Annotated in this window: 18 protein-coding genes and 1 pseudogene; 9 read left to right on the top strand and 10 right to left on the bottom strand. The window is 44.6% G+C overall.

The features are described from left to right. The first annotated feature begins 702 nt into the window (after window positions 1–702). The 5 genes from FKN16_RS11830 to FKN16_RS11810 all read left to right on the top strand — a co-directional run bounded on the left by FKN16_RS11830 (window position 703) and on the right by FKN16_RS11810 (window position 11,002). Window positions 703–3,156 carry a glycogen/starch/alpha-glucan phosphorylase gene (locus FKN16_RS11830; RefSeq protein ID WP_005396762.1) on the top strand — a complete coding sequence of 818 codons (2,454 nt, stop codon included), beginning with the start codon at window positions 703–705 and terminating at the stop codon, window positions 3,154–3,156. 117 nt (window positions 3,157–3,273) lie between these two features. Continuing rightward, entirely contained in the window at window positions 3,274–5,454 is a 2,181-nt protein-coding gene (malQ, locus tag FKN16_RS11825; RefSeq protein ID WP_170902759.1) for a 4-alpha-glucanotransferase, read from the top strand. A gap of 282 nt (window positions 5,455–5,736) precedes the next feature. Beyond that, on the top strand, window positions 5,737–7,932 hold the full coding sequence (glgB, locus tag FKN16_RS11820) for a 1,4-alpha-glucan branching protein GlgB (protein ID WP_249370544.1): 2,196 nt from the start codon (window positions 5,737–5,739) through the stop codon (window positions 7,930–7,932). A gap of 151 nt (window positions 7,933–8,083) precedes the next feature. Continuing rightward, on the top strand, window positions 8,084–8,761 hold the full coding sequence (gene mtgA, locus FKN16_RS11815) for a monofunctional biosynthetic peptidoglycan transglycosylase (protein ID WP_170902757.1): 678 nt from the start codon (window positions 8,084–8,086) through the stop codon (window positions 8,759–8,761). Window positions 8,762–8,941: 180 nt separating this feature from the next. Further along, window positions 8,942–11,002 (top strand): alpha-amylase, encoded by a 2,061-nt coding sequence (locus tag FKN16_RS11810; protein ID WP_170902756.1) that lies wholly within the window; start codon window positions 8,942–8,944, stop codon window positions 11,000–11,002. 67 nt (window positions 11,003–11,069) lie between these two features. Here the strand turns inward: FKN16_RS11810 and FKN16_RS11805 are convergent, their stop codons facing one another. Together FKN16_RS11805 and FKN16_RS24830 are read right to left on the bottom strand one after the other, a co-directional pair. Then, the gene (locus FKN16_RS11805; protein ID WP_170902755.1) at window positions 11,070–11,786 is read right to left on the bottom strand and encodes a DsbA family protein; all 717 of its coding nucleotides are present in this window, start codon (window positions 11,784–11,786) and stop codon (window positions 11,070–11,072) included. Window positions 11,787–11,882: 96 nt separating this feature from the next. Further along, window positions 11,883–12,170 carry a hypothetical protein gene (locus tag FKN16_RS24830; protein WP_084742283.1) on the bottom strand — a complete coding sequence of 96 codons (288 nt, stop codon included), beginning with the start codon at window positions 12,168–12,170 and terminating at the stop codon, window positions 11,883–11,885. Between the two features lie 448 nt (window positions 12,171–12,618). On the opposite strand from FKN16_RS24830, the gene FKN16_RS11795 reads away from it, so the two are divergent. From FKN16_RS11795 to FKN16_RS11780, 4 genes are all read left to right on the top strand, one after another. Then, window positions 12,619–13,356 (top strand): nucleoside recognition domain-containing protein, encoded by a 738-nt coding sequence (locus FKN16_RS11795; RefSeq protein ID WP_170902754.1) that lies wholly within the window; start codon window positions 12,619–12,621, stop codon window positions 13,354–13,356. Then, the gene (locus FKN16_RS11790; protein ID WP_005458317.1) at window positions 13,356–13,823 is read left to right on the top strand and encodes a YjiG family protein; all 468 of its coding nucleotides are present in this window, start codon (window positions 13,356–13,358) and stop codon (window positions 13,821–13,823) included. Before FKN16_RS11795 ends, FKN16_RS11790 begins: the two co-directional genes overlap by 1 nt. A 9-nt stretch (window positions 13,824–13,832) precedes the next feature. Continuing rightward, window positions 13,833–14,957 (top strand): M20 family metallopeptidase, encoded by a 1,125-nt coding sequence (locus FKN16_RS11785; RefSeq protein ID WP_170902753.1) that lies wholly within the window; start codon window positions 13,833–13,835, stop codon window positions 14,955–14,957. 171 nt (window positions 14,958–15,128) lie between these two features. Beyond that, window positions 15,129–15,503, top strand: coding sequence for a YkvA family protein (locus FKN16_RS11780; RefSeq protein WP_170902752.1), 375 nt, complete (start codon window positions 15,129–15,131; stop codon window positions 15,501–15,503). 9 nt (window positions 15,504–15,512) lie between these two features. Here the strand turns inward: FKN16_RS11780 and FKN16_RS24560 are convergent, their stop codons facing one another. The 8 genes and pseudogenes from FKN16_RS24560 to FKN16_RS11745 form a co-directional block, all read right to left on the bottom strand. Further along, window positions 15,513–15,890: a hypothetical protein gene (locus tag FKN16_RS24560; RefSeq protein WP_249370543.1), complete on the bottom strand. Its 378-nt coding sequence runs from the start codon at window positions 15,888–15,890 to the stop codon at window positions 15,513–15,515. Beyond that, window positions 15,891–16,706 carry a lipase family protein gene (locus FKN16_RS11775; protein ID WP_249370542.1) on the bottom strand — a complete coding sequence of 272 codons (816 nt, stop codon included), beginning with the start codon at window positions 16,704–16,706 and terminating at the stop codon, window positions 15,891–15,893. Then, window positions 16,706–17,179 (bottom strand): DUF6795 domain-containing protein, encoded by a 474-nt coding sequence (locus FKN16_RS11770; protein WP_234702581.1) that lies wholly within the window; start codon window positions 17,177–17,179, stop codon window positions 16,706–16,708. The genes FKN16_RS11775 and FKN16_RS11770 overlap by 1 nt, the downstream gene beginning before the upstream one ends. Window positions 17,180–17,824: 645 nt before the next feature. Beyond that, window positions 17,825–18,191: pseudogene (locus FKN16_RS24555) on the bottom strand (IS3 family transposase); the annotation flags it as partial. A gap of 110 nt (window positions 18,192–18,301) precedes the next feature. Next, a complete protein-coding gene (locus FKN16_RS11760) occupies window positions 18,302–19,606 on the bottom strand; it encodes a dicarboxylate/amino acid:cation symporter (protein ID WP_005397791.1) in 1,305 nt (434 codons plus the stop codon). Window positions 19,607–20,008: 402 nt separating this feature from the next. Further along, window positions 20,009–21,274, bottom strand: a complete 1,266-nt coding sequence (locus tag FKN16_RS11755) for a DUF1835 domain-containing protein (protein ID WP_170902750.1) — start codon at window positions 21,272–21,274, stop codon at window positions 20,009–20,011. A gap of 366 nt (window positions 21,275–21,640) precedes the next feature. Further along, the gene (locus FKN16_RS11750; protein WP_170902749.1) at window positions 21,641–23,806 is read right to left on the bottom strand and encodes a polysaccharide biosynthesis tyrosine autokinase; all 2,166 of its coding nucleotides are present in this window, start codon (window positions 23,804–23,806) and stop codon (window positions 21,641–21,643) included. Between the two features lie 55 nt (window positions 23,807–23,861). Then, on the bottom strand, window positions 23,862–24,302 hold the full coding sequence (locus tag FKN16_RS11745; RefSeq protein ID WP_031780663.1) for a phosphotyrosine protein phosphatase: 441 nt from the start codon (window positions 24,300–24,302) through the stop codon (window positions 23,862–23,864). Window positions 24,303–24,342: the final 40 nt, after the last annotated feature.

Here is a 24,342-nt window from a genome sequence, read left to right as displayed (position 1 = left end):
TGATTGCGACGTGATCATTTCAGTAAGGCCCCCTCGAAAGCTTCGTCTTACTGAATGATGTCATCAGCATCAAAAACTGCTTGAATGCCGGTTAATGTCGCCTCTTGTTGGGGCTTGCATCCGTCTGAAAAACCATTCCATACGGTCACTTAGATATAAAAGCTAGCGAAAACTAGAAATAACTCACACCGCCTAATTCTAGTTTGTATAAAAAGCGTACAATCCTGTGAGCCGTGTGGGATGTTACGACATCAGAAATGTCCGTTACTTTGATCCACTTCCTAATTCTCAAGGGTTGATGGATTTACCATCAACTACGCCCTTTATTTGTGATTCTTGTCACTTAAATATCTTTTGTGTCGAGTGTATTAAGATCTCGTTGCACATCGATTGTGAAAAATCTTTCCATGTTAACCAAGTTAATGTGACCAATATTACAATTTTCACATCATCAGATGAGTGGGCTATAAAAAGCGTCATGAACGGGTTTTAACCTTTCTCATATTCCATTGTGATCAAAGTCACTAAGAACTGGAGCAAAGCTCACTTTGTTGAGATTTGGATCACTAACCTAGCAATGGTACCCCCTCTACGCCCTCAGCCCTCCTCCTTCAAAGGAGGAGAATTAGGAGGATGTTTATTCACAGAGGTAAATGCACGATGTATGGCAGATGAATTACCAAAAGACGTGAGAATTTCGTAATGAAACCTACTCAACAAAAACAATTTGACAAGAAGTCGTTCCAAGAAAGCGTAAAGAAACACCTATCTGTAACTTACGCTCACACGATTGAAAACGCAGACAGCCGAGCTTGGTACCTAGCAATGGGTCATGCACTGGCTGAGTTCACTACTTTAGATTTGCTTGCTACTGAAGAAGATCCACGCATTAAAAGTGCGAAGAGCGTTAACTACCTTTCGCTAGAATTCCTTATCGGTCGTTTGACGGGCAACAACCTAATCAGCATGGGTCTGTACGAACAAGTAACAGAAGCAATGGCTGAACTGGGTTACAACCTAACTGACCTGCTAGAAGAAGAACGTGACCCATCATTGGGTAACGGTGGTCTTGGTCGTCTAGCGGCATGTTTCATGGATTCATGTGCGGCACAAGAATTCCCAACCGTCGGTTACGGCTTGCACTACGAATACGGTTTGTTCAAACAGTCTTTCAAAGATGGTCGCCAGCAAGAAGCACCTGACGCATGGCGTGGTGTAGAAGGCTACCCTTGGGAAATTGCTCGTCCAGAACTTGCACAAGAGATCGGTTTCTACGGTCACGTTGAAGTGGTTAACGAGAACGGTAAAGAAGTTCGCAAATGGGTTCCTGGCATGTCTGTAAGAGCAATGCCTTGGGATCTACCAATTGTGGGTTACGAATCAGACACGGTTTACCCGCTACGTCTTTGGGAATGTCAGGCAATTGCACCATTCTCGCTAGCAAGTTTTAACAACGGTGACTACTTCGAAGCGCAGCACGCACTGATCGACGCAGGCAACATCACTAAAGTGCTTTACCCGAATGACAACCACGAGAAAGGTAAAACACTGCGTCTAATGCAACAGTACTTCCACTCTGCTGCGTCTGTACGTGACATCCTACGTCGCCACGAAGCAGCTGGCTACTCGCTAGCGGATCTACCGAAGCAAGAGACTATTCAGCTTAACGATACGCACCCAACGATTGCGATTCCTGAGCTAATGCGCATCCTGATGGACGAAAAAGGTCTAACTTGGGAAGCGGCTTGGGAAATCAGCTCTCAAACATTCGCGTACACAAACCACACGCTACTTCCAGAAGCACTAGAGACATGGCCAGAGTCGCTAATTCAGCACCTACTACCACGTCACATGGAGATCATTTACGAGATCAACCACCGCTTCCTACAAGACGTACGTGCAATGTGGCCGGGTGATGTCGCGAAACAACAGAAGCTTTCTATCATCGAAGAAGGTTTCCACCGCATGGTTCGCATGGCAAACCTATGTGTAATTGGCTCTTACGCAGTAAACGGTGTAGCGGCACTTCACTCTGAATTGGTTAAGAAAGATCTGTTCCCAGAGTTCCACGAAATGTACCCAACACGTCTACACAACGTAACGAACGGTATTACGCCACGTCGTTGGTTGAAGTTCTGTAACCCAGGTCTTTCTAAGCTAATCACAGAGAAAGTCGGTCCAGAATGGCCTGCGAAACTAGAGCAACTAGAAGGCATCGCTAAGTACGCCACTGACGAGAAATTCCAGAAAGAATTCATGGCAGTGAAGAAAGAGAACAAAGAACGCCTAGCTAACTGGGTGAAAGAGAACATGGGTATCGAACTCGATACTAATGCGATCTTCGATGTTCAAATCAAGCGTCTGCACGAGTACAAGCGCCAGCACTTAGACCTTCTACACGTACTGTCTCTGTACCATCGCATTATTAACGAACCAGGCTTCGAATGTGTGCCTCGCGTTGTGTTCTTCGCAGCGAAAGCGGCACCGGGTTACCACCTAGCGAAAGAAATCATTTTCGCTATTAACAAGATTGCTGAGAAAGTGAACAACGACCCTCGCATCGGCAACAAGCTGAAAGTGGTCTTCATTCCTGATTACCGTGTGAGCATGGCTGAAATTATTATTCCTGCGGCGGACGTATCACAACAAATTTCACTTGCGGGTAAAGAAGCATCAGGTACTGGTAACATGAAGATGGCGCTTAACGGTGCTCTAACGATCGGTACGATGGATGGTGCTAACGTTGAGATTCGTGAAGAAGTAGGCGATGAGAACATCTACATCTTCGGTCTAGACGTTGAAGGTGTGAAAGCGCTGAAAGCTCAAGGTTACAACCCATTTGATTACTACAATGCGGATCACCTACTCAAAGCGTCTATGGACCTACTACTGGGTGAAGAATTCACTCCAGGTCAACCAGGCTTACTGCGTGCAACGTACGACAGCCTACTAGATGGTGGTGACCCGTACTTATGTCTTGCGGACTTCGCATCTTACGTGAAAGCGCACGAAGACATGAGCGAACAATACAAAGATCAAGCTGGCTGGGCGAAGAAAGCCATTCTTAATACCGCCCTTGTCGGCAAGTTCACCTCAGATCGCTCAATTCGCGACTATGTGAACAACATCTGGAAACTAAAAGCGGTTCACCGTTAATAGAACAGAGTTAAGACCAAGGTAGCCAAGCGCTACCTTTGGTCATTTTCCAAAAGAAGTTATTGATAACAATAAAACCCTACATGGAAGGTGTTGGTATTACCTTCGGAGAAAGCGATGAAAGAACAAACAGCATTAAAGAAAGTCGCGGAAATGGCGAGATTGGCTGATAGCTATGTCAGTGCTTGGGGAGATGAGGCAAAAGTGTCTGAGGAGACGCTACGCCGCTTGCTCGCTTCGCTTGGCTACGATACTAGCAGCGATGAAAAACTATTGGCTTCTGCTGAAAAGAAACATAAAAAAGACGTACTAGCCCCTGTTCTTGTTTTACGCGACGGCGAACCAGTCGAAGTGGAACTAAACCTAGGTACGAGTGCTCGTGAGAGTGAATTCAGCTGGCGTTTAGAAACAGAACAAGGAGAGGTACTTGAAGGCTATCTTCAGTCCCAAATTGTTCGTGATGAGCGTGCTGAGGGTGGCCCTCTAGTGTTTGCATTGCCAAAGAACTTGGCTTGGGGTTATCACAAATTGATTGTCAGCCGTAAGCGTCGTAAAACGCCTTACGAGATGTCATTGATCATCACGCCGAAAGCGTGTTTCAAACAAGACGATCTAAACCAACATAAAAAGCTATGGGGTCCTAGTATCCAGCTTTACACACTGCGTACTCAGCACAACTGGGGTATCGGTGATTTTGGTGACCTAAAACAGTTGGTGAGCGATATCGCTTCTCGTGGCGGTGACTTCATTGGTTTGAACCCGATTCACTCACTGTTCCCAGCGAACCCAGAAGGCGCGAGCCCATACAGCCCGTCTTCTCGTCGTTGGTTGAATATCATGTACATCGACGTAAGTTCTGTACCTGAATTCGCACTGAGTGCTGAAGCTCAGCAACGTGTTGGCAGTGCAGAGTTTCAACAGCGTCTACAAAAAGCACGTGACTCTCATTGGGTGAACTACACAGAAGTTTCGCAACTGAAAATGAGCGTTCTTCCGCTGCTGTTTAGTGAGTTTAAAGCTCGCCATTTAGACAAAAACACCGACCGCGCTCGTGCATTCTTGGATTTTGTCGAAAAAGGCGGCGACAGCTTGTTACACCAAGCTGCATTCGATGCGCTTCATGCGGATTTACACGCAGAAGATTCAAACATGTGGGGTTGGCCTGTATTCCCTGAGAAATACCGCACATTCGACGCAGCCGGCACTCAGAAATACATCAAAGACAATCAAGACCGCGTTCACTTGTACATGTACTTACAGTGGATCGCAGACGATCAAATCAAAGAAGCGCAGTCACTGGCAGAAGAAAAAGGCATGGCTGTGGGCTTGTACCGCGACCTTGCTGTCGGTGTCGCCGACTCAGGTAGCGAAACATGGGCCGACGACGGTAACTTAGTGCTAGACGCCAGCATCGGTGCGCCGCCGGATGTACTTGGTCCTCTGGGTCAAAACTGGGGTCTGCCTCCGCTTAACCCTCAAGTTTTAGAAGCGACTGGCTACGACGCGTACATCAAGTTGTTACGTGCCAACGTGAAGCATTGTGGTGCATTGCGTATCGACCACGTGCTTGGCCTGCTTCGCCTTTGGTGGATTCCAAAAGGCGAGAAGGCGACAGAAGGCGCGTACTTGTACTACCCAGTGGAAGACATGCTAGCAATCCTAGCGTTGGAATCTCACCGTCATCAGTGCTCTGTGATTGGTGAAGACTTAGGTACTGTGCCAGATGAAATCGTCGATATCCTACGCGATGCAGGTGTGCACTCATACAAAGTGTTCTTCTTCGAAACATCGAAAGAAGACGGTGGGTTCATTTCTCCGAAGCACTACGCAGAGCAATCGATGGCGGCACTGTGTACGCATGACATGCCAACCCTGCGTGGTTTCTGGCACTGCGATGATTTGAAAATGGGTCGTGAGATTGGCCTTTACCCAGATGAAAAACAGTTGGAAGGCTTATTTGCTGATCGCTTGAAGTGCAAGCAAGGTATCTTAGACAGCGTTCGCTGGCACGGCTATTTACCAGAAGGCATTGGTCATGATGCTCAGTACGTACCGATGGACTCGTACCTAAGCGAAGCGCTGCAACTGCACGTAGCAGCGGGTGACTCTGCACTGCTTAGCGTTCAGCTTGAAGACTGGCTAGAAATGGATCAACCGGTCAACATTCCTGGCACGGTGGATGAGTATCCAAACTGGCGTCGTAAGCTGTCGATGAACCTAGATGAAATCTTCAGCCGTGAAGATGTGAATCGCATTTCTAAACGCCTCACTGAAGTTCGCGCACAGGCGAGCAAATAAGATGCGTAGAGTGACGTAGATGAATGAGCGGATTACCAATTTTGTTAGCTCAGAGGTACGAAAGTTCCGTCTAGGTCACTCATTCCGAAAACACAATCCGTTAGGATGAAGTACCGTTATTATGCCCGCGACAATAGCGGGCATTTTTTGTTTTTGACATCGCTTGATGCATACATGTTTTAAGCGAAGTCTTTTGTGAGTTCACAACGTTGGCTGTGGAGAAACCGATGTTTGATTCAGATTTCTGGTCTTGAAAAGGATATTGGCTCTAGGGAGAAAGATTTGAAAACCACCAAAACCAAGAAAATAAAGAAACAACACGAACGCGCATATGAACTGCTTGCTGAGGCGGCTTACTCAGACCCATTTTCGGCGTTGGGGCCATTCATTGATGATGGCGAAGGATCGCTGCGAGTGTGGATGCCGGGCGCAAACAAGGTTGAACTGCTTGTTAATGGCGAACCTCGCGTGGCGCTTGAGCGTGATGGTGACAGCGGTTTCATCTTAAAAGAGCAACGCGATTTACACCTGACCCACTACCGTTTGGCGGTCGATTGGAATGGTGTTGAACAAATTATTGATGACCCGTACCAGTACCACAATATTTACCAAGAGTACGAGCATCTGCATACGCCCAAAGACATGTATCACTATATGGGCGCACACTTTGTCACGCTAGAACGTGGCGGTGAAAACATCTCCGGTGTTCGCTTCCTTGTCTACGCACCGCATGCATCGGCTGTTAGCCTTGTGGGGTGCTTCAACCAATGGGACGGTCGTCGTCACCCAATGCAACGTTTAGATTATGGCATTTGGGGTTTGTTCATTCCTGGCTTAGAAGAAGGCGTTCAGTACAAATTTGAGCTCAAAGGGCCAAATGGGGAAGGGCTGCCACATAAACAAGACCCTTGGGGTTTTTACTCTGAGCAGTACCCATCGTTCGCGTCCATTACTTATGATCACAAGCGTTACCAATGGCAAGATGCGAAATGGCAAAACCGTGCAGTGACGCAAAAGCGTGATGAAGCGTTATCATTTTATGAGCTACATGCTGGATCATGGAAGCGCAACGAGAAAGGCGATTTCCTCAACTACCGCGAACTCGCGGAGCAGTTGGTGCCATACCTTGTGGATATGGGCTACACTCACGTTGAGCTGATGCCTGTGTCTGAGCATCCATTCTACGGTTCATGGGGCTATCAACCCGTTGGCTTGTTTGCGCCAACCAGCCGTTTTGGCTCACCTGATGATTTCAAATTCTTCGTGGATGCGTGTCACCAAGCTGGTATCGGTGTGGTGTTGGATTGGGTTCCTGCGCATTTCCCATCGGATGACCACGGTTTAGCAAACTTTGACGGTACACCGCTGTTCCACGACCCGGACCCACGTCGCGGTTGGCACCAAGATTGGAACTCATACATCTACGATTTAGGCCGTGAACATGTGCGTCGCTTCCTTGTATCGAATGCGCTGTACTGGTTTGAACAATTCCATATTGATGGCATTCGCGTGGACGCAGTCGCGTCGATGCTCTATCTCGATTATTCACGTAGCCACGATCAGTGGGTACCGAACGTCGACGGTGGCAACGAAAACTACGACGCAATCGCAACCTTAAAATGGATGAACGAAGAAGTGTACAAGCACTTCCCGAATGCGATGACGATTGCGGAAGAGTCAACGGCGTTCCCGGGAGTGTCTGCGCCAACCTTTATGGGTGGTTTAGGTTTTGGTTTCAAGTGGAATATGGGGTGGATGCACGACAGTCTTTCATACATCAAAGAAGATCCTGTTCACCGCAAATACCACCACAATACCATCACCTTCCCGCTGGTTTATGCGCACAGCGAAAACTACGTCTTGTCTCTTTCTCACGACGAGGTGGTGTACGGCAAAGGTTCTATCCATAACAAGATGCCAGGTGATGAATGGCAGCAAACCGCAAACCTACGTGCATACTACGGTTACATGTATGGTCAACCGGGCAAAAAGCTGAACTTCATGGGCGCGGAAATCGGCCAAACGGCGGAGTGGAACCACGATGATCAGTTGCAATGGTTCTTGCTGGAATATGAGCGTCATCAAGGCGTTCAAAAGCTGATGCGAGATTTGAACCACTTGTACCGAAATGAAGCGGCGATGCACGATCAAGATTGTGTTCCTGCTGGTTTTGAGTGGCGTCTACAAGACGAAGCGGATGCGAGTATTCTAGCGCATGAGCGTATCAGTAAAGAAGGTGAGCGTATTCTAATCATCACCAACTTTACGCCCGTACCACACGAGCGTTTCCGTTTGGGTGTTCCAAATGGAGGTCAATACGAACTACTGCTGAACACGGACGACAGCAAATACTGCGGTAGCGATTTTAAAGTGCTGACCAGTGTGAAAACGGAAAAAGTCGAAAGTGAATCACTGCCTCAATCACTTGAGCTTCGTTTACCACCACTTTCAACTGTTTTCTACAAGCTGAATAAATAATTCAGTCTAATCAAATCCTAAGCCCGTTTTACAATGTAAATCGGGTTTTTTTTGACCTATTTTTTACCTCAAAAACTTGTTGTTCCTGATTGAATCAGGCAAGCTCGCTGGTTTGTTTATCATCAATCGCTAATGCATTGGGGAACCAGACATGTTGAAAAGGCTTAAGTCATTTCTATTTAAAATGGTGTTGATATTGCTGATCGCCCCAGTCGTTTTGGTTGGTGTGGTGAAATATGTCGATCCGCCAATATGGGGATGGAAGTTAAGCCGCATTGTTGTGCCACCAAAGAACTATCCAAACAGCAGCCAACACGAATGGGTACCCTTGTCGCGTATTTCAAAAAATATGCAGTTAGCGGTGATTGCGACCGAAGACCAAAAATTCCCTCATCACTATGGATTGGACTTCGAATCGCTATTCGACGTGATTTCCGAGGCCGGTGATAATGGTCCGTCGAGAGGCGCGAGCACCATTACCCAACAAGCTGCGAAAAATGTGTTTTTGTTTCCTTCTCACTCCTACGCTCGCAAGGCTTACGAGCTTTACTTTGCCTTGCTAATGGAGCTGATGTGGAGCAAAGAGCGCATTCTCGAAGTGTATCTAAATGTGGTTGAATTTGGTCCCGGTATTTACGGCGCGGAAGCGGCGGCGCAGAATTATTTTGGTGTCAGTGCAAAGCAACTCTCGAAGTGGCAAGCAGCGCGTTTAGCCGTGGTGTTGCCAAACCCATATCGAATCAAAGTCTATCCGCAAAGTGATTACACCGCTCGCCGCACAAGGTGGGCGATGAACCAAATGAGCAATCTTGGCAGCGTGCAACTTTAAGTTCCTAAATTCATTGTGTTTAAATAGAACTACGCCCCTATATTAATAAAATGTGAAGCGTCACGACCTTTGGGGCGTAGGCAGTTAGAATGATGTGTTCAGTTTCTTATCTCGGCACAATTAGTGTGAATAAAACTAATAAATGTGCATGGTTACCATGTGCTGCCAATGGACTGAACGATGAAACTGAACCTAATTACCACTACTTTACTGCTTGCGTCGGCAAGTGCCATCGCCGAGCCTAACATCACCATTTCTACCACGACTAGCAGCCGTGACTTCCCATTAAGTGCAGAGCAGCCTTTGGTTGTGCCTCTAACCAAAGACGGATACACGCTTAAAATCACGGGCGTTGAAGGTGATTGCGTTGCACCCGATGGTCAGAAAGTGAAGTTCAACAAACCTCTTGCGCTGAACTGCGGAAAACCAACGGAACTGCCGTTAAAAATCCGCTTTACCGGCGATTACTCTTTTGCTTTTGATGCAGAAGCCAAAACACTGCGTTTTAAGCGTGAACCTAAGAAAGCCGCCAAAACTGAATTCAAACGCCCAATCCCACAAGTGCAATGTGAGGTTTACCAAGGCGGAGAAGTCACCATTGCGTTAGGTGATAGTTTCCCGGATGGCACCAAGTTGCGAGATGCTTACTCAGGGAAAATGGTTGAAGTGCAAGATCAGCAAGTATCGCTGACGCCAAGCAAAGACTCTGGCGGCCTAGTGCTTTTAGAGCCTGTACAGAAAACCAAAGAAGCGGTGCTATTTGATTACCGAAACGCGAACATTTACTTCGTGATGGTTGACCGTTTCAACAACGCAGACGCAAGTAACGACAACAGTTATGGTCGCAAAAAAGACGGCAAAGAAGAGATAGGTACTTTCCACGGGGGTGACCTTAAAGGCGTGATTGAGAAACTGGATTACATTAAGAGCCTAGGTACAGACGCGATTTGGTTGTCGCCAATCGTTGAGCAAGTGCACGGCTTTGTCGGTGGTGGCGATAGTGGTTCATTTCCGTTTTATGCATACCACGGCTACTGGACGCGCGATTTCACCAAGATTGATGAGAACTTCGGTAACGAAGAAGATTTAAAAACGCTGGTGGAAGAGGCGCACAAACGTGGCCTTAAAGTCTTGATGGACGCAGTAATCAACCACACTGGTTACTCAACGTTAGCCGATTTGCAATTTGACGGTATTGAGGTGTTAAAGCCTAATGCCGATCTGCCCAAGAAATGGGGCGACTGGCAACCAAAAGCGGGTGAAAGTTGGCATAGCTATCACCAGAATATTGATTATCAGAGTCCGATCTGGGCGAAATGGTGGGGCGGTGACTGGGTAAGAACAGGTCTACCGGGATACCCAGCTCCGGGTAGCAGTGATATCACTATGTCATTGGCGGGGCTGCCTGACTTTATCACCGAGTCAGGCAAAGCTGTAAAACCAGCTCAGTGGCTATTAGATAACCCAGGGACTCGCGTAGAAGCTCGAGACAACTACACCGTGGCGGATTACTTGATTGAGTGGCAAACCGATTGGGTGAAACGCTTCGGCATTGATGGCTATCGCGTCGACACGGTGAAACACGTCGAAGGTGAAGTTTGGAAGCGTCTAAAAGAAGAAGCATCGAACAGCCTAGAACAGTGGCGTAAAGAAAATGGCAAATCAGGTCAGCCGTTCTGGATGATGGGCGAAGTCTGGGGACACACCGCGTATCGCAGCCCTTATTTCGATGATGGTTTTGACGCGTTGATCAACTTCGATATGCAGAAGAAGCTAGACAAAGGCGCGGCGTGCTTTAGCCAAATGGCAGACACTTACCGAAGCTATGCGGACACTATCGCGAACGAGAAAGACTTCAACCCAGTCAGTTACATGTCTTCTCACGATACGGAGTTGTTTTTCTCACGTTTTAAAGATTACGGTATGCAACGTAACGCCGCGAACGCATTGCTCCTTAGCCCAGGAGCGGTTCAGGTTTATTATGGCGATGAAGTAGGCCGTAACATTGGCCCTTACGCGGATGATTTCCACCAAGGCACACGCTCTGACATGGTATGGAAACTATCGGATGAGAAGCAAGCGCTGTTGAAACATTGGCAAACCCTTGGTCAGTTTCGTAAAGCGCACCCAGCGATTGGTGCGGGTCAGCACGAAGTGATTGAACAAGAAGGCGCGTATGTGTTCTCTCGTTCGCTTGGCAATGACAAAGTCGTCGTGGCGTTTGTAGGACGTAATAAGTAACTAAACGCTCTTTATGTCGATAAATAAAAAGCCCTTCCTTGAGTTATCAAGGAAGGGCTTTGTTGTTTTAGTTCGCCAGTTCTTGGTCGATGACTTTTTCTAGCTCGTCAAACGGCACATAGCCAGGAATGACTTGATCATTAATGATCAACGCAGGCGTGCCGCGTAAACCAAGTTGCGTGAAATACTGATAGTTCTTATCAAGCAGCGCTTTGGTCTCTTTGTCGTCGACAAGCTGCGCTTCTGTCCCCGTTTTCTTCGCGATTTGCTTTAACGAGCGTGCATCATGTGCGCCCGGTTTTTTCACCAATAACTCATGCACTTGTTCGTACTTATCTCGTTGGTTTTGCCAAACATTTAATGCGTAACTTGCCGAGTTGTAGCCGTTTTTCTCGTATTGTTCTTTAAAAGAGACATTGAGGTTAAGCACTTTTATCTGCGGATATTCCTCACCAACTTTGACCAGTTCTCCTTCTAAACGTTTACAAAAAGGGCAACTGTAGTCCGTTACGTTAATAATGGTTAACTCGGGGTTTTCAGCACCAAAAGAGGAATGTTTGCCATCACTTAGATAGTGACGAACCTCCTTCAAGGTGTCGCCAAATGACTGTTGATACGCAATGTACTCTTGAAGGTTTTGGTGCAATGAATCAAGAATTTGAGGATTCTCTTTTAGTATCTGAGTAACTTCCTCCAGCTTTTGTTCTGCGGTCTTTTCTGATGCGAAAGATACGGCAGGTACGATAGCCATCGTTAACGTCAAAAGTGTACGAGTGAATGTCATAATATTTCCTAAAACTTTTAGATTTCGTTGTTTGTTATGTGAAGTGAATAAAATACGTACAAAAGTCAGGCGAGAAGATCTTTCGCCTTGCTAGGTTTATTCTCTAAACACGCAAAGTTTTAGGTGAACCCGATACTTTTCCGGTATCGGTTCTGTGTATTCCAGATAATGAATTGCTGTGGATGCCATCGGCAGCGCCACAATCAAAGCAAACAGAAAAAATGGAATAAGAATATGGTCCAACTGGTGTTGGTACGCTTGAACCAGCTTCTCTGAAAGGTCGCAAGATGGTGATAAATTCACACTTTCATCTTGCTGACTCTGTATTTGGTGAGCCTTAGGGCAGCTTTTCGAGAAGCCGGAATTTTGGCTTAAACATACCATCACCACCCAAAACACGAGGGCGAGTGTCCACTTGGCTATTTTAGGTTGTGAGCGTAACAATGGGCTGCCTAGTCCTGTTGATTCTGGTTTATGCCGTTTGAATATGACCGGACAATCCTAACCTAAATTTCATTATGGAATGTTACTTTCGAGTTAATCGATATCGCCTCAATGCCAAAGTATGAAGTACGTCATGAATGTTGTAGAAAGCAATATTCGTTGGAATCATTGGTCTGATTGATGAAGAAGTCCAGAGGTATCGATATAGATTAATATACCTAATTGTTAGCACAAATTTTTATTATCTTTCAAATGTGATTAAAATCATAAAACAAAACTTCATAACTGAGTCGCTAGAATGTTCGGCAGGCGGATTGATTTTGATCATCTCTCTAGCACATTATTCGAGTGAACATATGTGTCCTGTCCCACATGTGTAGGTAATGTTATGAAAAATCCTGTTCAAACCGAGCGCAAGGTTACGCTGGGGTGCTACGTTGCACTGGCGTTTGCGGTCGTCTTCTTTTCTGGTCTCATGCAATCGAATGAATGGTATGGCGTATTTGATTTCACCACGTTGAATGGCTCTTTCGGCAAGGTGGCTTATGGCGTCACCGAAACGGATGACGGTGTGCAAGTTGCAACAACGTCGCTTCGTGGTACTGGTGGTAGCGGTGCACGTGACGGTTTCATTTTTGCACTTACTTTGATTCCTACCGTTATGTTCGCACTGGGTATGATCAATGTACTTGAGCACTATGGCGCACTAGAAGCAGCACGCAAACTGTTAACGCCGCTTCTTCGTCCAATTATGGGTATTCCGGGTAATTCTGGTTTGGCTCTTATCGCTTCGCTGCAAAGTACCGACGCAGGTGCGGCGATGACTCGTCAGCTTAAAGATGAAGGCCATCTTACCAAACGCGAAACCGATGTGTTCACTATGTTCCAGTTCACCGCTGGTGCCACCATTGTTAACTTTTTTTCCTCAGGTGCGGTGCTGTTTACGCTGACGATGGCGGATGGCTCGCTTGCCGTAACGTCTTCTATTGGTTTGGCGGTTGTGGTGATGTTCTTGTTTAAAATTGTGGGCGCGAACTTATTCCGTATCTACCTAAACATCACAGAAGGTAAAGAAGACAAGCAAGATCAAAACAAATCTGAGAACTTAAAAGAGGAGGCGGCGTAATGAGTGACGTAAAAGTAAGTAAGCCGATGGTGACAGATATTTTCGTTGAAGGTGCTAAAAAAGGCTGGGTTATTGCGACAACATCAACCGTGCCTAACGTTCTTATGGCGTTTGTCATCATTAAAGCGTTGCAGATTACTGGCGCGTTGGATTTGATGGGCTCGGTATTTTCTCCAGTAATGGCGGTTTTTGGTTTGCCAGGTGAAGCGGCTGCGGTGCTGATTGGTGCTTGGATGTCGATGGGCGGCGCAGTTGGCGTGGTTATCACATTGTTTGACCAAGGCATCTTGAACGGAACGCACATCGCGATTCTTGCACCTGCAATTTACCTAATGGGCTCACAGGTTCAGTACATGGGTCGAATTATGGGACCTATCGGTACTGAAGGTCGTTATATCCCAATTATGATTGCGATTTCCGTATTGAACGCATTTGGCGCAATGCTAGTCATGAACTTGTTTGTTTAAGGAGCAATCATGCAGTTTTCTCTCAATGAATATCTCGAAGAACTTCGTCCTCTCATCAATGTCGATTGTGGCACGTACACCACTGATGGCATTGAGTTCATCGCTTCTCAATTTGAAGAGAAGTACCAAGCGATGTCAGGTTGGAGCGTAAAACGCATCGACTGTGGCAGAGCGGGTATTGGTCTTGAAGTTCGAAACAAGCCTGAAGCTGAGCAAGTTGACGTGATGCTGATTGGTCACATGGATACCGTGTTCCCTGTCGGCACCGCTGGATTACGCCCTATGTCTCAAGACGCTGACAAAGCGTACGGTCCGGGTGTCTCGGACATGAAATCTGGCTTGCTGAATATTGTGTACGCGATGCGTAACCTCGACCAGGCGGTGTTGGATAAACTGTCGATTTGTATCTGCATGAACCCAGACGAAGAAACCGGATCGTTAGATTCGGTCGACTGGATTCAATCTGTTGCAAAAAATGCGAAAAACGTATTGGTGGCAGAAGCAGCACGCGCAGACGGAGGTTTAGTCAAAGCGCGCAAAGGCATGGCGCGTTACAAAATCACGTTTAATGGCATTGCAGCCCACGCTGGCAACGAGCCAGAAAATGGCCGCAGTGCAATCACCGAGATGGCGAACTGGATTCTCGTAATCAATGCCATGACGAACTTCGAATCTGGCACCACATTAAACGTGGGTATTGTGTCTGGCGGTAACGGCGCAAACATCGTCCCTGAGCACGCTGAAGCGATCGTGGATGTGCGTTTCTGGAGTAATGAAGAATACGATGATGTCGATAGCAAGCTAAACGGCATGCTGGAAACACCATTCGTTGATGGCGTTAGCATCGAGTTGGTTCGTGAAGCTTACAAACCTTCTATGGTGCCAAGCGCGCAAACCGAAAGCCTGATGGCATTAGTTGAAGAAGCCGCAAGTGAACTGGCTATCGACATCAACTGGAAAGAAGTGGGTGGCGGCTCTGATGCAAACAATACGGCAATTCTTGGCATTCCAACTTTGGATGGTCTAGGACCTATCGGTGCAGGTTTTCACAGTGACCAAGAGTACTTGTTGCTTGAGTCTATCGAACCACGTATCAAAATGCTGATGCGTGTACTGGAGAAGATTGCTCAATAAGGCATTCTGCTTCTAAAGCTTGGTTCCCAAGACAATAATCCCCGGACTTCGGTTTGGGGATTTTTCTATCTGTGTTTTTGTTTCACTTTACTATCATTTCTTGTTATTAATCTTGCGTTCAGGTTCGATTTATTAATATGTTGGCCACAGTCATAAATTTCGGAGGCAACGATGAGCACAACAATGTCTGTAAAATCGGCGCCGAAAGACGCCAAAGATAAAACGATGCAAGCGCCAGATGAGAAAACATTCTGGCGCAAAATGAAAGGGTCGGTTAAGAAAGCGGGTGAAGAAATTGCCGTTATGGGCATCAAATCATGGCTCGCGATGACAGATTCCAACACCGCCGTTCGCCATAAGGCGATTTTAGGTGGCGCATTGGCTTACTTCGTATTACCCACCGATATGGTGCCAGATGTGTTAGCAGGCGTCGGCTTTACCGATGACATGGCAGCGCTTACGTTAGCCGCTAACTCTGTCGGCAATGCCATCACTAAAGAACACGAAGAACGAGCCAGAGAAAAATTGAATTCGATGGCGGATTAAGTTGAAAATTTATTGTACAGCGCTAATAGCCATTTGTGCTGCTCGATAAAGTTTTCCAAATACCATAAGAAAAACATTTCTAATAAATTTTGCAGACATATCTTCAATTGCTGTTACTGGTTTTCCAATAAACACCAGCATATGGCCTAAAAGCCCTTTGACTTGTAATTCTCTTACTTTAGTTGCTTTAGCTACTTTTTCTATATTTCTAGCGAGTATGTCATAAAATGTCATTCCAGTAGATACTGTGGCTTGGGCTGCTATTGCTGAATACAAGCCAGTATCTTTTAATAATGTTATTAATGCTGCTTGAATTCTTTCTGACCAATACTCTGTAAATGATGCTTGGTTTCTGTGCTCAAACTTAAATCTAGTAGGAGTATACAACTACTTGTTAGATCTGACTTTTATTGCTCCCCACGTTTCGGAGTTAGCATTATCTAAATACCCTAAACTTGTTTCGCTAGACATACTATGAGCACTTAAATTAAAGCCAGTACTAGCGTCTAAGCGGTACTCATCGCCATTATGTGGCGCATGAATAAATGGCCAGACAGGTACTTTAGGTACAGGATCTGCGCCGTGAGTACAGCGGTATACTTTGTCGTTGCTTTTACTAGATTTACGGGAATATTGTTCTAAACCAACTCTAGGTGCGCCAAAAGTATATAAATTCACTCTTAATGAATACTCTTCTCTCAGCCAATCAGAACATAATGAAGCTAGAGCCCCTCCTAAACTATGCCCAACACAATGAATTCGGTTAGGTAAACTTTGGAATTGCTGTAAATATTGTTTTATACTTGGTTTGATACTTGAAAATGAATTAATAAATCCAGCATGAGCAATAGAGCCATTTGGAGAGCCTTTAAGGCCTACATTTAGGTTGGTTACCCAATCATTGGCGTTTTGCGTCCCTCTAATGGAAATTACTAAATCTCCCTTATATTTTCCTTTCCCAACACCAATTACCGCAAACGCTTCAGATGTTCTCATTACACCAGGTATCACTTTTCTAAACAATGGTATACGATCTAATCCTGTGATACCTCCAGTTCGGCCACTAAAAACATCTTGCTGCGAAAATGCAAAGTGTTTTTCAAAACCTCCTTGTCCCTTGAACGCTAGTCTCCCTTGCCCCTGATATACTCCATACGGTATATTCGCGATCTCTGATGCAAGTTTTGGTGTTAAAGACGGCATTATGTATCCTCCGTAAACTCTGTTTTATATAAAAATCCATTTAAATTGCAATTGCTAATAACCATTAGATCTCGAGCATTATCTAGATTGATATTTTTGAAAAAATATCGGAATTCTTTATTTTTAAGCTCACAGTAAAGGTTATTTAAGTTATCTTTTATAAATATAGGCGGTGAAACGTAGTTTAACTGGGACTCCCAAATGTACTTCTTTTCTTCATTTATATAGGTATATATTCCGATATATGAATATGTTTGATTCAAAGCTGATTCTTTGAACCTTTGAGAATGTATGACTGGTTTAAAGTGAAATTCACCTAACTCATTAGTACTTGAACTCCTTTTGTAATTATTCTTTAAAAAATTAGCTTCTAAGTAAACGGTTACATTTTCTAGAGGTCTTTGCTCAAGAACTAAAGTACCTTTTATCTCTGGGCTTAATGTGTATTTAAATTTCTTAAAAAAACCGAACATACTTTCGTTGAAACCTAATACAAGTATTGGAAATGAGAAACTGAATAAAAAAAGACTATTTTTAAACATGAATTTATGATGTATGTATCTTAGTACCAACTTAATTATCAGACTACTACCTATCGCGATTTGGTTTTGATCTTTAATTTAATAATGGAATTTGTATCTCTATATGATGAAAATGTCCCTTATGTCATTTTCAAAATGATAAACATAGACTAGTAAAACTCTAATTCTTCAGAAGAATTATTATCATAACCTAGCTACTTACCGATTCGTAACTAAGAAAAGTCTAGAAGCAATTATATCTGTACATTAGCACCTTTAGCGGGGGCATCTCGTATTAAAATGCGTTGACATTTTTTACACTAAGCCAACTTCGTTAGCTGTTGGCTTTTTGTATAGAGGCCTCCAGTTAGGCTGGATTTCTCGTAAAGCTTACAGCTATAAGTCAGTTATATAACCCCTTTCAATTTGATAAAAACGTTTTGTGGTCTGGCAATTGCAGAGTTAATTAAGAATTGAAAGGGGTCCCAATGGATACAAAAAGAGCTTAGCGCACACGCGATGGAATTATAAATATCATGTAGTTTTTGCACCAAAGTATGAAGGCAGGTGTTCTATGGTGAGAAGCAAAGGATAGTAGGCGAGATACTTTTTTATGAGATTCGTCCCATGTTCAGAGTCGATAATATCAATTAACTCGTTAAAGGAGAGGTTCTTCACCCGTTCATCTTCCAATTCTCTTTCAAGTCGTTGGATTTTTTAGCCGGAGACTCTTTCGGTTTCGTTTTTTATGCATGGTGTTCTTCCTTGGGTTATGTATCCAATCCATTTTTCCATATTTTCTTAGTCAGGTTAAAACCGTTGAACGCCCTTGAATAACATAGGTTGCTTGGGCTTGTTTGTAATTCATGTAGCCTTTTTCAATAGCATCGACGACCTGTAATTTAAAGCATAGTGTGCTTTCACGCGGGGTTCGCTTAACGTAGGGGTTATGTGCAGTAGTCATAATTTGTCCTCAATGTGTAAATACATTTCAGGACAACACATGGAAACAAAAAAACCACCTTAGAATAAGGTGGTTTTTTCTTAGACAGGATAACTTAATCGTAAAACGATTTAGGCGTCAGCGCGTTTAAGATGCACTTCTTCTTCGGCTACGCCTGCCATTGGATCGTTGAAGCGAGCTTCATCCAATGCGCCTTCTGATTTTGCGACAATGACGGTAACTGCACTGTCACCAGTTATGTTTACCGCAGTACGAATCATATCAAGTAGACGGTCAACACCCATGATGAGCGCGATACCTTCAAGCGGCAGACCAACTTGGTTCAATACCATGGCTAGCATTACAAGGCCAACACCAGGGACACCCGCAGTACCGATAGATGCTAATGTAGCTGTCATGATTACCATGAGGTAATCGCCCATAGTTAAATCAATATTGAAGGCTTGAGCAATAAAGGCGGTTGCGACACCTTGCATGATCGCCGTACCGTCCATGTTCACGGTTGCACCAAGTGGTACTGTGAACGATGATACGCGGTTCTCAACCCCCATACGGTGCTTAGCCGTTTCCATTGTCACTGGAATCGTCGCGTTTGATGATGCGGTCGAGAAAGCAAACATGATCGCGTCTTCCATCTTACGTAGGAACGTAATTGGATTTAGACCAGTGAAACCTTTTAACATTAAGCTGTAAGTGACTAGGCCGTGCAGGACAAGCGTACCCGCCAGTACTAAGAAGTACTCCGCCAGATTGACGATTGCGCCCAGACCAAGACCAGTAAATAGCTTCGCCATTAAGAAGAACACACCATAAGGCGCCAAGTTCATCAAAATCGCAACCAGTTTCATGATCACTTCATTCAGATCAGAGAAGAACGCTGCAATACGTTCACCAGGTTTGCCTGCTGCGCTGATCGCGATACCAAATAGCACCGCAAACACAATAACTTGCAGGGTTTTACCTTCAGCCATCGCACTGATAGGGTTGGTTGGGAACATATCGATGATCACCTGACCCAAAGATGGTGCTTCTGCTGATTTGAATGAACTTGCTGCGGTTAGGTCAGCGCCAGCACCTGGCTGGAACAGAGTACCCATAGTTAGAGCAAGCGTAATCGCGATAGCCGTTGTTGTAACGTAGAAAGCGAGGGTTTTACCACCCATGCGACCCAGTGTAGAAAGGTCTTTGAGGGAGCTAGTACCACAAACTAGTGAAACAAACACTAGAGGGACTACGAGCATTTTTAAGCTGGCGACGAAGATCTGTCCACCAACTTCAAATAATCCATTAACAATGTATGCGTCGACAAATCCGTTGCCGGCAAAAAGTGTGCGAATTGCAAATCCTGTCAAGATACCCGCTACCATACCCAAAATTACGCGGCTGGTTAGCGACATCGGTTTCTTGGTATTCATGAGAACACTCCTTATAGTTATGCACCTTGAGTTCACTTCAAAGCGGCGAGCAGAGTAGCAGTGGAGTGAGAAAATACGAAAGAATAATCCTCTAAATGGTTAATAGATGTGAACTTTATCACTAATAAAAATAGAGTTTTAACCAAATCTTAACTATTTGACTGGTCGAAAAGTTTGTATTTTAACACTTTTATCGAACATACAACCGATAAGAAGGAGTGTTTACATTTATTTTTAGTAGTAAATGGAGTGCATATTATCTCTAAGGAATGTTGCTCTTGCATAACTATCTAGATTTTATTCAGGCTAGAAGCCGTCTCTTTTTGACTGTTTTTGTATTGGGCTGAACACAAGGGGCTAACGAGCCGTCTATGCCCCTGCTTATGTTACCTATCCGCTGAATCAATGATGGTTGGTCAATGTAGATAATTGGAGGTGATCCCAACTCCAATAATTCTGATTGGTATTGCTAATACCCCCAACCCAATAGCATTGCTTCGCTAGCATGAAGCCTTCCAAACAATGCTGACCAGCCTCAGTGATATGGACGCTCTGTTCCCACCAGTCCCTTTCACGTGACTCAATCGTGATTAAAGGCTTTTGACATTGTGCTAGAGGGAGGAGTAAGGCGTAAAACATCACATCGCCCAGGTAAGGTAGAGGTTCACATTGTTGATATTGCTCAAACCAATCTTTGATGAGAATTGAACGATTTTGAGAACTTAGGACCTTTAATGCAATCTGCTGAGTCAAGCTTAATCCTGTTTGTGAATGAGGTAACTCTTGCATATGGCGTATTAGCACGTTGAGCATATTGGGTAAGCAATCTAGATCATGCTGCTCGATCAAATTAACCATAGAGATGGGTGTCGGTGATGTGACAGCGTGCCAGGAATGTTTAGCCTGACTGAATAATTTGGCTGTCACGGGTTTACGGTATTGCCAACAAGCGCGAATAGCCTCTTTAGGCAACTGCCCCAAACCCATGAATCGCTCAGTGCCAGGGAACTGGTTCAACTCAATGATCTCTATCACCTTGTTTTCTACATTCTCTAACAAGGTTAGGGCACGAAGCAGCATTAATTGGTCATAGCTGTCATGTTCGACCCAAAAGACGATTCGTTCAAATGTATCACTGAGCAGCGTATCAATATTAGCTTGCTCAAATTTGACAATATCCTGCACTGAATCTTCACGCTTCATCACGGGCAGCAGAGTCTCTACGACATATTGGGCACGAATGGCAAGGAAGTTTTGTGGTGTTGCTGGTATGGGGCCAATACAAAGCGGATCTATTAGGGCTAAAAATGTTCCCTCGAATCCGCTGTCTTTAAGCCGTTGCTGAATATCATGCCCACAGCGGACATGGAGCGTTTTTAGTTCGCTATCAAGAGGAGGGAAGTGATTTTTGATGGCGCCTTTGTGAGCTTCTAACTCTTCGACATGCGCTTTTAATTTACTCCAACTTGGTAAACCTAATTCTCTGGCTAGCGAATGTTGAACGTCAGCTAATTGAATTGTATTGGGAGCTAATGATTCTGGTTTGGAGTGAAATCGCTTAACTCGATCCAACATCTCATCATCGTGTTGACGTATAGCTTTGAGCCTTTTTTTAGCAACGGATTTTTGTTGGTTAATGTTGATTAAGAAGCTATTTGTAGAGTTCATTTTTCACCTTTCTTATCTCTTCCACACTCGCCTAAATAGAAGCTAAAAAGAAGGTAAAAACAGATTGTTCCTGCTATACAGAGCAGGGTGGAAGAGTTGCCGTGAACCAAGTTCTTTCCGCGAGTGTTGGGGGCTTTAGGCGTGAGCAGACTGATAGTAGGGTTTCACAATCCATCATGCAACTATTCATGAGAGAGCTGCATCACAAAATATCAGCCCCATTAAAGAAGTGCTGAATAGTTTGACAGCCAATGCCTATGTAGATGTTAACGACCATCCGTTTTCTAGTAGATATGCATTACAGGATCCAGTAATAAAAAAGCCCTGCTAGGTCTAGCAGGGCTTTGTAATATATGTAGATATTAATTACTCGCTCTTGTAAGCGTAGTTATAGTAGCCGTAACCATATCCGTATGAGTTTGACGCTTTCTTCTCTACGGCGTTTAGAATCACGCCTTTTACTTCCACGCCGGATTGTTCAAAGCGGCCTTGTGCGACTTCAATTTCCTTCAAAGTCGTTTGATCAAAACGAGCTACCATCAGTGTTGTTCCTGCGATTGCACCAACAATGCTTGGGTCGGTAACCGCGAGTACAGGCGGCGTATCGATGATCACAAGATCGTACTGCGCCGACATTTCGTCAACAAAGCTCTTAAAGCGAGGATGCATCAAAAGCTCTGACGGGTTTGGTGGTACTTGGCCACGAGTAACCACATCTAGATTGTCGATGGATGTTGATTTAATGATATTGCTATGGGATGTCTTGCCGCTCAAATAATCAGAAAGACCGTTATCCCAACGTAAACCAAAACATTGCTGCAAATAACCTTTACGCATATCCGCATCGATAAGCAGTACTTTCTGACCTGTTTTTGCAGCGACTGCTGCAAAGTTTGTCGATACAAACGTTTTACCGATAGATGGTGCTGGACCTGAAATCATAAGAACATTGTTCTTCGCTTCCATCATCGCAAAGTGCAGGCTAGTACGAAGACTACGCAGGGCCTCGATGGAAAGATCGGCCGGGTTAGCTTCAGCAAGAAGGACTAGCTCATCGTTGCTGCCTTTGTTTCGTTTAAGCTTGTTTGCAAATTCCAGTTGTTGAATAGATTTTGGAACGCTAGCGTAAACAGGCATACCAATCTGCTCAATTTGATCTGGTGTTTCTACACCACGGTGGAATGCCGCACGAATTAATACGAAAGCCACGCCTGCCATGCCGCCAAGCAGTGTTGCTAGCACAACGATAAGCGCTTTTTTCGGCTTGATTGGCTTAGAGAACGATTGAGCGTTATCTAAGATTCGAACGTTGCCAACGGTTCCTGCTTTAATGATGTTGAGCTCTTGAACCTTGTTCAATAGCTGGATGTAGATTTGTTGGTTTACTTCTACATCGCGCGTCATGCGTAGAACTTCACGCTGTGTTTTCGGTAACTTTTGAACTTGTTTATTAAGACGCTCTTTCTCTTTGAGTAGCGTCTCACGTTTATCAAGCAGAGACTTATAAGCCGGGTGATCTTGTGTAAAGCGCTGGCTGATTTCACTCTCTTTGAATGTCAGCTCATTTAACTGCGCTTCTAATTCAACCATCACTTTAAGCGTTGATTGAGCTTCAAGGCCTAAGTCGATAGATTCATTTTCTTGACGGAATCGATTTAAAACGTCTTCAAAAGCGGTCAGTTTTGTTTTGATGTCTGGAAGGTGACCTTTCAAGAACTCGAGACTTTGCTCTGCCTCTGCTGAGTTTCTTTGAACGTTTTGCAAGAAGTAGTTCTGGCTAATGTCGTTCAAGATAGCTTGAATCTTAGCGCGATCTTCACCAGAGAAGCTTAAAGAAATAATCCCGGTTTGCTTACCACGTTCGCTTATCGATAAGTTTTCTTGAAGTTTATTAATTGCATCTAACTTGCTGACTTTACTCACGGTAAACGATGCGCCGTCTTGCGCTATCATTTCTGTAGCTAAGAATTGATAGCCGTTCTTTTCAATGAGCTCGCCAACCTTACCTTCTAAAATGACGTTATTGTCATCTTCTATAAGTCTGAACGTCTGTTTTTCAGAATCAATAACTTCGAGAGTTAGAGGAATTCCAACTGCGTAAGAAGGGGTATTAAATCGTGAAACGCTCAGACTGATTTGTTCGCCTTGCAGTCGAGCTAAGCCCTTACCGACGATAGGCATGTAATTCGGAGAGACGACCGTGGTTAAGTTGAACTTATCAACTGTACCACCCAAAATCATACGAGATTTAATGATCTCAATTTCTGTTGTCGCTGATGACTCTGCTGAAAACAGCTCTCCCATATCACCAACCATCGCTGAAATACCACCGGAGCTCTTACTTTCAATTTGGATAAGAGCGTCAGCTTTGTAGATAGGTGTTGATAGAATGGCAACGCCGACGCCTATAATTGAAAATAGGACTACGGTACATAGAATGAGCCATTTGGCATCAAGAATGATCCCAAATAACTTTCCCAAATCGATCTCATCGTCGGCTTGACGTGATTGCTTAATAGTTTGTGTTGTCATTACTTTAACTTCTTAAATACCTTGCCATTGGCGTTTATATATTTAGCCTTGCGGCTTATAGTTTTTGAGACCACGCTTTTGCTGCTTTTTCTATAAGCGTATAAGCATGTTCGAAGGCTTCTCTACTTTGTCTGTATGGATCAGGAATGTTTTTTTCACTTATCCATTGTCCAAACAGCATCGTTTTGCCTCGTGCCTCAGGAGCGACTTTGGTTAAGGCTTCTAAATGACCTTTTTCCATAACCAATATCAGATCGTATTGAGCGCAAAGCTCAGGTGTTAATTGTCGAGCTTCGTGTCCATCTAAGCTTACGCCATGTTCGTTCGCGATGGTGGTTGCCATATCATCAGCAGCTTTTCCTGTTAAATGACTTTTATCCACCGCGATTCCCGCTGACGCGACATGTTTGTTTGGTAGTAAAGACTGCAAAAGCCGCTCTCCTGTTGGAGAGCGGCAAATATTACCTACACAGACGACAAGAATATTAGAAAACAAATGCTTACCCTATTTTAAATTGTATGCCTATGATCCCAAC

The organism is Vibrio sp. 11-4(1), assembly GCF_013048625.1.
Classification (GTDB): domain Bacteria; phylum Pseudomonadota; class Gammaproteobacteria; order Enterobacterales; family Vibrionaceae; genus Vibrio; species Vibrio diabolicus.
Note: the sequence above shows the minus strand (reverse complement) of the source record. Positions and strands in the feature narration are given on the sequence as shown.